This window comes from Oryzihumus sp. (assembly GCF_036391795.1).
GTDB lineage: Bacteria > Actinomycetota > Actinomycetes > Actinomycetales > Dermatophilaceae > Oryzihumus.
In genome coordinates, this window is sequence record NZ_DASVZH010000254.1 from 1 (window position 1) to 12,457 (window position 12,457).

General features: G+C 73.2%; 11 protein-coding genes. 6 read left to right on the forward strand and 5 right to left on the reverse strand.

The annotated features are described in order from the left end of the window. Positions 1–111 precede the first annotated feature (111 nt). Complete coding sequence (locus VF825_RS15535; protein ID WP_331114934.1) at positions 112–1,905, reverse strand: ABC transporter ATP-binding protein; 1,794 nt, start codon at positions 1,903–1,905, stop codon at positions 112–114. Position 1,906: 1 nt separating this feature from the next. Then, on the reverse strand, positions 1,907–3,628 hold the full coding sequence (locus VF825_RS15540) for an ABC transporter ATP-binding protein (RefSeq protein WP_331114937.1): 1,722 nt from the start codon (positions 3,626–3,628) through the stop codon (positions 1,907–1,909). A gap of 161 nt (positions 3,629–3,789) precedes the next feature. Here VF825_RS15540 and VF825_RS15545 point away from each other — a divergent pair, with 161 nt between their 5' ends. The 4 genes from VF825_RS15545 to VF825_RS15560 all read left to right on the forward strand — a co-directional run bounded on the left by VF825_RS15545 (position 3,790) and on the right by VF825_RS15560 (position 8,791). Next, on the forward strand, positions 3,790–4,581 hold the full coding sequence (locus VF825_RS15545; protein WP_331114939.1) for an SURF1 family protein: 792 nt from the start codon (positions 3,790–3,792) through the stop codon (positions 4,579–4,581). Then, on the forward strand, positions 4,574–4,930 hold the full coding sequence (locus tag VF825_RS15550) for a DUF3817 domain-containing protein (protein WP_331114941.1): 357 nt from the start codon (positions 4,574–4,576) through the stop codon (positions 4,928–4,930). The genes VF825_RS15545 and VF825_RS15550 overlap by 8 nt, the downstream gene beginning before the upstream one ends. Further along, positions 4,927–6,504 carry a glutamine-hydrolyzing GMP synthase gene (gene guaA / locus VF825_RS15555; protein ID WP_331114943.1) on the forward strand — a complete coding sequence of 526 codons (1,578 nt, stop codon included), beginning with the start codon at positions 4,927–4,929 and terminating at the stop codon, positions 6,502–6,504. Before VF825_RS15550 ends, guaA begins: the two co-directional genes overlap by 4 nt. Before the next feature lie 181 nt (positions 6,505–6,685). Then, positions 6,686–8,791, forward strand: coding sequence for an acyltransferase family protein (locus tag VF825_RS15560; protein ID WP_331114944.1), 2,106 nt, complete (start codon positions 6,686–6,688; stop codon positions 8,789–8,791). On the opposite strand, the gene VF825_RS15565 is transcribed toward VF825_RS15560, so the two are convergent. Together VF825_RS15565 and VF825_RS15570 are read right to left on the reverse strand one after the other, a co-directional pair. Continuing rightward, a complete protein-coding gene (locus VF825_RS15565) occupies positions 8,737–9,423 on the reverse strand; it encodes a phosphatase PAP2 family protein (RefSeq protein WP_331114946.1) in 687 nt (228 codons plus the stop codon). The genes VF825_RS15560 and VF825_RS15565 overlap by 55 nt on opposite strands. A gap of 46 nt (positions 9,424–9,469) precedes the next feature. Next, entirely contained in the window at positions 9,470–9,886 is a 417-nt protein-coding gene (locus tag VF825_RS15570) for a hypothetical protein (RefSeq protein ID WP_331114948.1), read from the reverse strand. Between the two features lie 100 nt (positions 9,887–9,986). Here VF825_RS15570 and VF825_RS15575 point away from each other — a divergent pair, with 100 nt between their 5' ends. Both VF825_RS15575 and VF825_RS15580 read left to right on the forward strand, forming a co-directional pair. Continuing rightward, positions 9,987–11,291 (forward strand): MurT ligase domain-containing protein, encoded by a 1,305-nt coding sequence (locus VF825_RS15575; RefSeq protein ID WP_331114951.1) that lies wholly within the window; start codon positions 9,987–9,989, stop codon positions 11,289–11,291. Beyond that, positions 11,288–12,013 carry a cobalamin biosynthesis protein CobB gene (locus VF825_RS15580; protein WP_331114953.1) on the forward strand — a complete coding sequence of 242 codons (726 nt, stop codon included), beginning with the start codon at positions 11,288–11,290 and terminating at the stop codon, positions 12,011–12,013. The genes VF825_RS15575 and VF825_RS15580 overlap by 4 nt, the downstream gene beginning before the upstream one ends. A gap of 80 nt (positions 12,014–12,093) precedes the next feature. Here the strand turns inward: VF825_RS15580 and VF825_RS15585 are convergent. Beyond that, the coding region (locus VF825_RS15585; RefSeq protein ID WP_331114955.1) for an IS30 family transposase at positions 12,094–12,457 on the reverse strand (364 nt) is incomplete at its 5' end.

Genomic DNA, 12,457 nt, shown 5'->3' on the forward strand with positions numbered 1-12,457 from the left:
GTGGCCAGGGCGTGAGCGCCCGACCGCCATGGAAACGACGCCGGGACACCCGGGTTACGGGTGGTTTTGCCCGAGTTCCCAGCAGTTTTCGGACCGGCCGTCCCCGCCCGCTCACGAGCCGCCGGCCGGCTGGCCGGCCGGCTCCGGCTCGTCCCGCCACGAGCGCCACAGCGCGGCGTAGGCGCCGTCGGCGGCGATCAGCTCGTGGTGCGTGCCGATCTCGCTGATGTCCCCGTCCTCGACCACCGCGACCCGGTCGGCGTCGTGCGCCGTGTGCAGCCGGTGCGCGATGGCCACCACCGTGCGGCCCTCGACCACCGCCGCGAGCGAGCGCTCGAGGTGGCGGGCGGCCCGCGGGTCCAGCAGCGAGGTCGCCTCGTCCAGGACCAGGGTGTGCGGGTCGGCCAGCACCAGCCGGGCCAGCGCCAGCTGCTGGGACTGGGCCTCGGTCAGCCGGTGGCCGCCACTGCCCACGACCGTGTCGAGACCGTCCGGCAGGGCCTGCGCCCAGTCGGCGGCATCGACGGCGGCCAGCGCGTCGAGCAGGACCTCGCGGCTGGCGCCGGGGCGGGCCAGCAGCAGGTTGTCCGCCAGGGTGCCGACGAAGACGTGGTGCTCCTGGGTGACCAGGGCGACCTCGCCGCGCAGCCGGTCGAGCTCGAGGTCGACCAGGCGCACCCCGCCGACCTCGACCCGGCCGCTGCGCGGGCCGTCGATGCCGGCCAGGAGCCGGCCGAGCGTGGACTTGCCTGCGCCGGAGGGCCCGACGATGGCGAGGCGCTCGCCCGGCGTCAGGGACAGGGAGACGCCCTTGAGCACGTCGCGGCCGGAGCGGTAGCTGTAGCGCACGTCATCGACCTCGACGTGGCGGTCGGCCGGCTCCTCGCCGGTGGCCTCGCGGTCCGGCGGGACGTCGGCGATGCCGATGACCCGGGCCAGGGACGTGGCCCCGACCTGGATCTCGTCGAGCCAGCTGAGCAGCTCGTCGAGCGGGCCGGCCAGCTGCTGGACGTAGAGCACCACCGTGGTCACTGTCCCCACGGTCGTGTGCCCGGCGGCGACGAGCCAGCCGCCCCAGACGAGGGCGCCGGCGACCGGCAGCAGGTAGGCGAACTCGATCTGCGGGAACCAGACCAGCCGCAGCCGCAGCGTGTAGACCTCGGCGTCGAAGCAGGCCCGGATGGCCTCGTCGATGCGCCGGCGGCGCTGGGGGCGCAGGCCGAGGGCGTCGATGGTGCGGGCACCGTCGACGGTCTCGGTGATGACGCCGTTGGCCACGGCGTAGGTGGCGCGCTCGCGCAGGTAGCCGTCCGGCGCCAGTCGCAGGTAGCGGCGGGTCGACAGCCACATGATCGGCACGCCCAGCACGATCGGCAGGGCGACCAGCGGGCCGGTGACGACCGCGGCGGTCACGGTGAGCACCGTGGTGACGACCGCGACGAACAGCGACGGGATGCCGAAGCGCACCACCTGGGAGAGCGCCTCGACGTCGTTGGTCGTGCGCGAGACGAGGTCGCCGGTGCCGGCGCGCTCGACGGTGGACAGCGGCAGCGAGGTGACCCGCGCGACGAACTGCTCACGCAGCTGGGCGAACACCGTCTCGCCCATGACGAACGACTCGCGCCGCGCGGCCCACATGAGCGCCGTCTGCACGACGACCGACGCCGCCAGCCAGAGGGCCAGGGTGTCGACGTGCTGCTGCGTCGTGCCGTGGGTGACGGCGTCGACCAGGTTGCCGACGAGTCGCGGCGCCACCAGTGCCGCAAGGGCGGCCAGCGCGTGCAGGCCGACGACGCGGCTCATCGCGACCCGGTGCTCGCGCAGCAGCCCGCGGGCGTGGGCGCGCACGGATGCCGTGTCGGCCACCGGCAGGGTGCGGGTCGCCGGTTCGGTGGTCAGGGCCATGTCAGCCGTCCTCCCCTCGCACGACGGTGTCGCGGTATGCCGTGCAGCTCGCCATCAGCTCGCGGTGGGTCCCGGACGCGACCGCCGTGCCGTGCTCCAGGAACACGACCCGGTCGGCCTGGTCGAGCACCAGCGGGCTCGCGGTCATGACCACGGTGGTGCGCCCGGCCCGGGCCCGGGCCAGCCGACCGGCGATCCGCGCCTCGGTGTGGGCGTCGACCGCGCTGGTCGGCTCGACCAGGACGAGGGTGTCGGCCCCGGTGAGCAGCGCCCGGGTCAGAGCCAGCCGCTGGCGCTGGCCCCCGGAGAAGGACCGGCCGCGCTCCTCGACCTCGCTGTCCAGGCCGTCGGGCAGCGCCTCGAGCACGTCCTCGCCGCTGGCCACGGACAGCGCCGCCAGGATCGCGGCGTCGTCGTGGTGCCCGCGGGGGTCGAGCTCGTCGCGCAGGGTGCCCGTGAACAGGCGCGGGTCGGTCTCGCTGACCACGATCCGCCGTCGCACCGCCGCCAGCGGCAGGTCGGCCAGGGGCACGCCGTCGAGCCGGGCGTGGGTGCGCGTGTGGCCGAAGCGGCCGAGGCGGTCGGCCAGGGCCGAGGACTCCTCCGGCCGCGCGGTGACCACCGCGGTCAGCGTGCCGGGCTCGATGCTCACCCCGCTGGTGGGGTCGACCAGGGTGGCGCCGGCAGCGGGCTCGGGCACGGTGGCGCCGCCCGGGGCGGGGTCGGTGTGGTCGGGCTCGACCGAGAGCACGCGGATGATCTTGCGGGCCCCGATGACGGCGCGGGTGGCCCGGTCGGCGAACTCGGTCGCGGTCCGCAGCGGGATGACCAGGAAGGCGGAGTAGCCGTAGAAGGCGACCAGGTCACCGGGGGTGATGGTGCCCTCGAGGGCGAACCGCGCGCCGAGCCAGGTGACCAGCACGACGAAGACCCCCGGCAGCAGCACCTGGGCGGCATCCAGGGCCGCCTGCACGCCGGCGACGTTGACGCCGACCCGGCGCACCTGCTGCGACTGCGCCTCGTAGCGGCGCAGGAACGTCTGCTCCCCGCCGATGCCGCGCAGCACCCGCAGCCCGGCGACGGTGTCGGCGCCGAGCGTGGTCAGCCGGCCCGACTCCTCGCGCTGGGCGGCCTGGCGCTTCTGCAGCGGCCGCAGGATGAACGACAGGGACGCCACGAGGACGGGCACCCCCAGCAGCACCAGGAGGCCGAGCGGCCGGCTCGTGCCGAGCAGGACGACGGCGACGACGACGTAGGACACGATCGCGCCCGCGAAGCGGGCGGTCACGTCGTACAGGCCACCGAGGCGCATCGAGTCGGAGGCGACCGTCGCGACCACCTCGCCGGTCGGCATGGTGCGCGGCAGGGCCTCGCCGGTGTCGGCGCCCTTGTAGCCGATCAGCTGCACGGAGCGGAAGGAGGAGCGCAGCCAGTTCTCCACGGCGAAGCGGTGCCGGGCGGCCCCCGCGCCGGCCCCGATGGCCCCGAGCAGCAGGATCACCCCGCCCCACAGCAGCAGGCGGCTCGTGTCGTCACCGATGATCCCTTGGTCGATGCCGCGGCTGACCGCCAGCGGCAGCAGCGCCTGGCTGACCATCCAGACCACGCCGAAGCAGATGCCGCACAACAGGGTGCGCCACTGTCCCCGGGCGATCCACCACAGGAGTCGGGCCGGGCTGCGCAGGTCGGGAGCGCCGGGGTCGGCGTAGGGAAGCGGCTGCATCAGGGGATCCACGGTATGGGTCGGGACTGAAGCCCGGACACCGATTTTCGGCGTGCGCGAGGGGGCGGCGGCATGACCCGATGGGACGACATCAAGCGCAGTTGAGGTCAACCCCGGCGGGCGGTCGCCGGGCGCCCAGCCACGTCACCTAGCCTGAGGTCGTGCTGCGGACCGCCCTACGACCCCGCTGGCTGGGGCTGTTGGCCCTGGTCGTGGTCGTCATGGTCACCTTCACGATGCTCGGCCTGTGGCAGCTCAACGTCGCCCGCGACAGGGGCCGCGCCGAGGCGGTCAAGGCTGCCCCGAAGCGCCCGGTGGCCGCGCTCAACGCGGTGGTGCAGCCGCAGGCACAGTTCCCCGCCGACGGCTCCGGCCGCCGGGTCACCGCCACCGGCCGGTACGACGCCGCGGGGCAGGTCCTCGTGACCCCTCGCCTGCTCCACGGCGCGCGGGGCTACTGGGTCGTCACGCCCTTGGTGGTGGACGGCACCGGGGCGCGCCTGGCCGTCGTGCGCGGGTTCGTCACCGAGCCGTCGGCGGCCAGCCGCCCGTCCGGGACCGGCCAGGTCACCGTGACCGGCAGCCTGGCGCCGGCGGAGTCGCCGAACGACACTGGTGCCGCTCTCCCGGACGGCCAGCTCGCCTCGGTCGACCTCGCGCACCTGGTGAACCGCTGGGGCGGGCAGATCTACAACGCGTTCGTCTTCGCCACCGCCGAGCAGCCCGACGTGACCACGGCGACGGCCGGCATCGTCCGGGTGCCACCGCCCCCGCCGGCCGGCGGGGGGCTGGCCCTGCGCAACGCGGGATACGCCGTGCAGTGGTGGGTCTTCGCGCTCTTCGCCCTCTACATGTGGTGGAGGATGGTCCGCGACGAGCACACCCGAGAGCAGTCCCCGGCGCGGCCCGCGCCGGCCCCCCAGAAGGTCCGGAAAGAGGTCACTGATGTCTGAGCAGGCGATCGACAGCGCACGGGCGGAGTCCGTCCGCAAGGCCCTCGGCTACTACAAGGTCATGTCGATCGTGGCCGGCGTCGCGCTGTTCATCCTGTGCATCGTGGTGTTCATCCACTACGTGCTGGGCAACGCCAAGCCGTCGGAGACGTGGAGCCCGATCCACGGGCTGCTGTACTTCGTCTACGTCGTCGCCACGGCCAACCTGGGCTTCAAGGTGGGCTGGAGCCTGCCGCGGATGGTCCGGATCATGCTGGTGGGCTTCGTCCCCGTGCTCCCGTTCATCGTCGAGCCCAAGGTGGCCCGGGAGGTCGAGGGCCAGCTGGCCGCCGGTAGCCTTGCCGCGTGACTGAAGCGCTGCAGGCCCGGCCCGTCCTCGTCGTCGACTTCGGGGCGCAGTACGCCCAGCTGATCGCCCGGCGGGTGCGTGAGGCCAACGTCTACAGCGAGGTCGTCCCGCACACGATGCCGGTGGCGGAGATGCTCGCCAAGGACCCGGCCGCCGTGGTGCTCTCCGGCGGGCCCTCCTCGGTCTACGAGGAGGGCGCACCGGCACTGGACGTCGCGCTGCTCGAGGCCGGCGTACCGGTGTTCGGCATCTGCTACGGCTTCCAGTCGATGGTCAGGGCGCTGGGTGGCACCGTCGCCCACACCGGCCTGCGCGAGTACGGCGCGACCATGGCCTCGGTGTCCGACACGAGCTCGACGCTGTTCAACGGCCAGACCGCCGACCAGTCGGTGTGGATGTCCCACGGTGACTCGGTCTCCGAGGCGCCGGCCGGGATGCGGGTCACCGCCTCCACCCCGGGCGCACCGGTGGCCGCGTTCGAGGACGACGAGCGCAAGCTCTACGGCGTGCAGTGGCACCCCGAGGTGATCCACTCGACCTTCGGCCAGCGCGTGCTGGAGAACTTCCTCCTGCGCGGCGCCGGGCTGGAGCCGACGTGGACCGCCTCCAACGTGGTCGAGGACCTCGTCGGCGCGATCCGCGAGCAGGTCGGCGACGCCCACGTGCTGTGCGCCCTGTCCGGCGGCGTCGACTCCTCGGTGGCAGCGGCCCTGGTGCAGAAGGCCGTCGGCGACCAGCTGACCTGCGTGTTCGTCGACCACGGGCTGCTGCGAGCCGGCGAGGCCGAGCAGGTCGAGCAGGAGTTCGTCGCCGCGACCGGGGTCGACCTGGTCGTCGTCGACGCCAGGGAGCAGTTCCTCACCGCGCTGGCCGGGGTGTCCGACCCCGAGGAGAAGCGCAAGATCATCGGCCGGGAGTTCATCCGCGTCTTCGAGCAGGCCGCGCGCGACGTCGTCGGGTCGGCCGACGCCGAGGGTCACCCGGTGGAGTTCCTGGTCCAGGGCACGCTCTACCCCGACGTGGTCGAGAGCGGCGGCGGCACCGGCGCGGCCAACATCAAGAGCCACCACAACGTCGGCGGCCTGCCCGAGGACCTGCAGTTCAAGCTGGTCGAGCCGCTGCGCACCCTGTTCAAGGACGAGGTGCGCCAGGTCGGGCTCGAGCTCGGCGTCCCCGAGGGCATCGTCTGGCGCCAGCCGTTCCCCGGCCCCGGGCTGGGCATCCGGATCGTCGGCGACGTCACCGCCGAGCGGCTGGAGGTCCTGCGCGCCGCCGACGCCATCGCCCGCGAGGAGCTGACCGCCGCCGGCCTCGACCGCGACATCTGGCAGTGCCCGGTCGTGCTGCTCGCTGACGTCCGCTCGGTCGGCGTCCAGGGCGACGGACGCACCTACGGCCATCCGATCGTGCTGCGGCCGGTGTCCTCCGAGGACGCCATGACCGCGGACTGGACCCGCCTGCCGTACGACGTGCTGGCCCGGATCTCCGGCCGCATCACCAACGAGGTGCGCGAGGTCAACCGGGTCGTGCTCGACGTGACGAGCAAGCCGCCGGGCACCATCGAGTGGGAGTGAGCCACCGGGGCGCCCCGGCCTGACCGCGGCGCCCGGCGTGGCGGGGTCCGGCGTCCGGGACGGTCGTGTGACTCGTCACGCCGCCGTGCCCGCGCATACCCCAGCCGCTCCGACGGCGTGCTGCTGACCGTTAGGGTCGCCGCTGACCCATGGCCCCGAACGCCCCCTCAGGAGCCACCCTGTGAGCACGACGGACACGATCCGCCGCGACCGCACCCCCGCCCCACCGTCCTTCCGCCCCGACATCGAGGGGCTGCGCGCCATCGCCGTCGGGCTCGTGGTCCTGGCCCACCTCACCGGGTGGCCGTCCGGAGGTTTCGTCGGGGTGGACGTCTTCTTCGTGATCTCGGGCTACCTCATCACCGGGTTGCTGGTCCGTGAGCACGCCCGCTCCGGGCGCATCTCGTGGCGCGGGTTCTACGTCCGGCGGGTGCGCCGGATCATGCCGGTCGCCCTGCTCACCCTCGCCGTGACCGTGGCCGTCTCGTGGCTGGTGTTCACCGGGACGCGGGCCGCCGAGGCGACCCGTGACGCGCTCTACGCGCTGGGCTTCGCCGCGAACCTCCACTTCGCCTCGCTGGGCACGAACTACTTCGACGCCAACCGGCCGGAGTCGCCGCTGCAGCACTTCTGGTCCCTGGCGGTCGAGGAGCAGTTCTACGTCGTCTGGCCGGTCGTGGTGCTCGTGGCCCTCACGCTGGGGCAGCGCCGCCGGGTCGGCTCCCGTTACCTGTCTCTGGCCGGTCTGGCCATCCTCGGCGCCTCGCTGGTGTGGTCGCTGCACGAGACGGCGGCCCACCCCACCCAGGCCTACTTCTCCACGACCGTCCGGGCGTGGGAGCTCGGCGTCGGCGCGGTGCTGGCCGTGCACCCCCAGTGGTTCTCCCGCACCCGGTTCCGTCCCGCCCTGGCCTGGCTGGCCCTCGCCGGGATCGTGCTGTCGGCCTTCCTGATCGGCCCGGCCACGCCGTTCCCCGGAACCGCGGCGCTGCTGCCGGTCCTGGCCACCGGCCTGCTGCTCGCGACCAGCGGCGACCCCCGGTCCCCGACGGAGCGCTGGGCGCTGGGCAGCCCGCCGATGCGCTACCTGGGCCGGATCTCGTACTCGCTGTATCTGTGGCACTGGCCGGTGTTCATCCTCGCGCAGGCCCTGCTGCCCGCCCCCTCGCTGACGGTGCGCCTGGGCCTCGTCGCCCTGTCGGTGGCGGTCTCGAGCCTGTCGTACTTCCTCGTCGAGCGCCCGGTGCTGGAATCCGGCTGGCTGCTGCCCGGCGCAACGCGGCAGCGCACAGGCGAGGGCCGCCGGCACCGGCCCTGGGTGCGCCCGGCCCAGCTCGTCACCGGCACCGGCCTGGTGCTCGCCCTGGCGGCGTCGGCGTTCACGATCGGCCAGTCCGGTGCGGTGGCGGCCGGGCCGGTGCTGAGCCCGCTGGTGCGGGACAAGGACAACCCGGTCGGCGAGGTCGAGCTCACCTCGGCCATCGCCCACTCGGTGGCCCCGGAGGAGTGGGGGGAGCTGCACCCCGCCCTGGACCACCTCGAGGGGGCGCCGGAGATGATCCACCAGGACTGCGCCGACGTCGACGACGCCGAGCACGTGGCGAAGTGCCGCTACGGCCCCAGGAACGCCCGTCACCACGCCGTCCTCGTCGGCGACTCCTTCGCCGCCAGCTGGATGCCGGGCGTGCGCGCCGGGCTGGAGAAGCACGGCTGGGACATCCAGATGCTCGTCTACCGCTCCTGCCCCAACGTGTCGCTCACCATCAACACCAACGAGGGCCGGCCCTACACCGCGTGCGACGCGCACAAGGACTTCGTCCGCCAGCACCTGCGCTCCCACCACTACGACCTCATGGTGCTCGCCGACCGGTCCTGGTTCGGCTCCCAGATCACCGGCCAGCCGAAGGACCGGGCCCGCCCCGACCTGTGGGAGAAGGCCGCCCGCGAGTTCTTCACCTCGGTCCGACCCTCCGCCGACCGCGCCGTCGTGCTGGGCAGCCCCCCGGGATCGGGTGACCCGCGCCAGTGCGCGACGAAGGTGAGCAGCCCCGAGGACTGCACCACCCCCGTCCGCCCCGACCGCAGCGCGCTGAACGCCGCCGAGGCCCGGGCCGCACGGTCGGCGCGACTGTCCTACGTCGGGGTGCGGGACTGGTTCTGCTACCGGGGCCGGTGCCCGGCCGTGGTCGGTGACACCCCCGTCTACTGGGACGGCTCGCACCTGAGCGCGGCCTACTCCGAGCTGCTCGGCCCGATGCTCGGGGAGGCCCTGCTCGGGAGGCCCTGACGCGCGAACGTCAGCCACAGGATGAGCGTGCCGAGCAGGATCCCGGCCACCACGTCGCTGACCCAGTGGAAGTGCTTCCACACCAGGCCCCAGCCCACGAGCAGCGTCCAGGCGCCGATGAGCACCAGCGCCCGGCGGTGCCACCGTGGCCGGAGCGCCGCGACCGAGAGGGCGACCACGCCCACGCAGACCAGCGCCGAGGTGGTGTGGCCGGAGGGGAAGTAGCCCAGCCCGGTGTCGGTCTCGCTGCCGGGCGGGCCGGGACGGCTGATCAGGACCTTGCCCAGCAGCACCGTCGCCGTGAGCAGGCCCAAGGCGGCCACCGGTGCGACCAGGGACCGCCAGGCGCGGGTCCGTGCCGCCACGAACACGGCCACGGCGAACGCGACGGCCACGTTCGCCGCCGGCTGGGCGACCGTCGTGACGACCGTGGCCAGCCGGTCGAGGACCGGCCAGGTCCCGTGCCGGGGCAGGCCGCCTTCGATCTGGGCGTCGAGCCGGGTCACCCAGCTGTGCGTCACCACGGCCACGGTCAGCAGGGCCAGGGCGAGCCCCAGCCCGAGCGGGACCAGCCAGCGCACATGTCCGGCCCGCACGCCGGGCGTGGGGTCGGCGAGCGTCGGCGCGGGCATGGGAAGACGGTAACCGCACCGGCTGGGCGGCACCTGAGGATCTTGGTCAGCCCGTCGGAGACTGCAGCACCGCGGCCAGGACCAGCGTGAGGGCCAGGAGTCCCACCGTCCCGAAGAACGCCCAGAAACCCACCATGCCGGGCAGGCGCTGGCGCGCCGGGCCGATGCGGCCGCGCATGAACGTGAACATCGGCGGCGCGTAGAACAGCTGCTGCTCCTGGCCCTCCTGCACGTCCACCCTGGCCGAGGCCTGCCCGTAGCTCCACAGGTACTGGCAGCTGATGTCGACCGCGTTCGGCCCCACCCAGAGGTCGTAGACGTTCTCGCCCCACCGCGCGGGGATCGGGTAGCCGTTGACCCGCACCTGCGGCGTCAGCAGGGCCCCCCACGTGAGCGCGCTCTTCTGCATCGTCAGGCGCAGGCGCCCGGTCCCGGGCCGCGCCACCACCCCCATGTCGGTCATGGCGCACACCCTAGGGGCGGTGACGCCGGCACGGGCGAGGATCGCGGCCGGTGGGCGGACGGCATACAGCCCCGGTATGCCGGGTGGCTAGGGTTGCCCCGTGCTCAGGACTTCGGTGGCGGTTGCGGCAGGGAAGGCGGCGCGGGCCGCCTCCAGACTGAGGGGCGGGGGCTCGGCGCTGCCGGGCCTGGTGGTGGAGCGGGTGGACCCGGCGTTCCTCGCGCACGCCCTGGCCGACCTGCCGCGCGGGATCATCGTGGTCAGCGGCACCAACGGCAAGACCACGACCACCAAGATGCTCGCGGCGATCCTGCGCGAGCACGGGCTGCGGGTCTTCACCAACCCGACGGGCAGCAACTTCACCCGTGGCGTGATCTCCTCGATGATCCCCGAGATCCACCTCGGTGGCCGGCTCGATGCCGACGTCGCGGTGCTCGAGCTCGACGAGGCGCACGCGCTCAAGTTCGCCGCTGCGGTCAAGCCGACCCACTCGCTGCTGCTCAACGTGGCCCGCGACCAGCTCGACCGGTTCGCCGAGATCGACCACACCGCCCAGCTGCTGGCGCAGCTGGCCGAGCAGACCACCGGCGGCGTGGTGCTCAACATCGACGACTCCTTCGTCGCGCGGATCCGCGACCGGATCGCCGACGGGGTCGAGGTGCGCTACTTCGGCGTCGACCCCTCGATCTCCGAGCGGCTGCCCGAGCTGATGGAGGCCGACGTCCGGTTCGAGGACGACTGGGCCGCGCCGTCGCCCACCGACGGTGACGGGTTGCTCAAGCCGGCCGACGAGCGCTCCTTCGAGGTGCGCTTCGGCGCCGAGGGCGTCGTCGGCCCGGTCGAGCTGCGCCAGCGCGGGCTCGCCGCGATGATCAACGCCACCGCGGCTACGACCACGGCCAGGATGCTGCTGGGCGAGGACTTCCGCGAGGCCGCGACCGTGGCCGCGCTGCAGAAGGTCCAGCCCCCCTTCGGCCGCGGCGAGATCATCGACGCCGACGGCCAGCCGCTGGAGCTGGTGCTGGTCAAGAACCCCGCCGGCTTCACCGTGGCGCTGGGCACCTACGGCACCACGCCGGTGGCCTCGATGGTGGCCATCAACGACAACTACGCCGACGGCCGCGACGTGTCCTGGCTCTACGACGTCAGCTTCGAGAGCCTGCGCGACCGGGGCGTGGCGATGACCTCCGGGGTCCGGGCCTACGACATGGCGCTGCGGCTGCAGTACGACGACGTCGCCGTCGAGGAGGTCGAGCCCGACCTGGACAAGGCGCTGGAACGCTTCCTCACGGCATACCCGGACGAGCCCAAGCGCATCTTCTGCACCTACACCGCCATGATGGCCCTGCGCCGCGACCTCGCCGCGCGCTACGGGCTCGCCAACTTCGGGGAGGACCCCCAGTGAGCAAGGGCCGCATCAACCTCGTGCACATCTACCCGCGGGAGATGAGCATCTACGGCGACCTCGGCAACACCCGCTGCCTGGCCTCGCGGCTGCGCTGGCACGGCTACGAGGCGGTCGTGCACCAGCACCACCCGGGCACCGAGTTCCCCGAGGACGCCCATCTGGTCGTCGGCGGCGGCGGGCAGGACTCCGGCCAGGCCCGCGTGGAGGCCGACCTCGAGCGCAACGGCGACCGGCTCAAGGCCCTCGCGGCGGACGGCACGCCGATGCTGATGATCTGCGGGATGTACCAGCTGTTCGGCAACGCCTTCATCACCGTCGAGGGCCGGAGCCTGCCGGGTCTGGGCATCCTCGACGTCACCACCCGCGGCAACGCCAAGCGGATGATCGGCCCGGTCGTGCTCGACACCGAGTTCGGCGAGGTCGTCGGCTACGAGAACCACTCCGGCTCCACCGTGCTGGGGGAGGGGCAGAAGCCGTTCGGCACGGTCCGCTCCGGCATGGGCAACAACGGCACCGACCAGACCGAGGGCGCCACGACCGGCAACGTGTTCGGCTCCTACCTTCACGGCCCGATCCTGCCGGCCAACCCGGCCTTCGCCGACGCGCTCATCGCGCGGGCGGTCGAGCGGGCCACCGGCCGGGTGTTCGATCCCGGCACCCCCGACGACAGCCTCGCCGACCAGGCACGGCTGCGGCAGGTCCGCCGGCTCGTCGGCTGAGTGCTCGCAGCCACCCGGGTATGCCGGGTGGTCGCCCCGCGCCGAGAGGGACGTTTCTCGGGGTTCCAGAGGGGGCGGTTTCAAGCGGCTGATGCAACGAGGAGTTCGTTCAGCTTCTGGGCGGGATTCTTCCAGTCCAGGGTCTCGCGTGGTCGCCCGTTGAGTTCGCGGGCGACCGCGTCGAGGTCGTCCTGGGTGTAGCTGCGGAAGTCCGTGGAGGAGCGGGGGAAGTACTGGCGCAGGAGCCCGTTGGTGTTCTCGTTGGAGCCGCGCTGCCAGGGCGAGTGCGGGTCGCAGAAGAAGACCTGGCAGTTCGTGGCCAGGGTGAACGTGGCGTGCTCGGCCATTTCCGCGCCCTGGTCCCAGGTCAAGGTCTTGGCCAGCTGCGCCGGGACCCGGCCCATCAGCTCGGTCAGGACCGTGATGACCTCCTGGCTGACCCGG

Bases quoted from the DNA above. Each gene is read 5' to 3' on its own strand.
- VF825_RS15565 (WP_331114946.1), bottom strand. From the start codon at position 9,423: ATGCCCGCGCCGACGCTCGCCGACCCCACGCCCGGCGTGCGGGCCGGA.
- VF825_RS15570 (WP_331114948.1), bottom strand. From the start codon at position 9,886: ATGACCGACATGGGGGTGGTGGCGCGGCCCGGGACCGGGCGCCTGCGC.
- VF825_RS15550 (WP_331114941.1), top strand. From the start codon at position 4,574: ATGTCTGAGCAGGCGATCGACAGCGCACGGGCGGAGTCCGTCCGCAAG.
- VF825_RS15540 (WP_331114937.1), bottom strand. From the start codon at position 3,628: ATGCAGCCGCTTCCCTACGCCGACCCCGGCGCTCCCGACCTGCGCAGC.
- VF825_RS15535 (WP_331114934.1), bottom strand. From the start codon at position 1,905: ATGGCCCTGACCACCGAACCGGCGACCCGCACCCTGCCGGTGGCCGAC.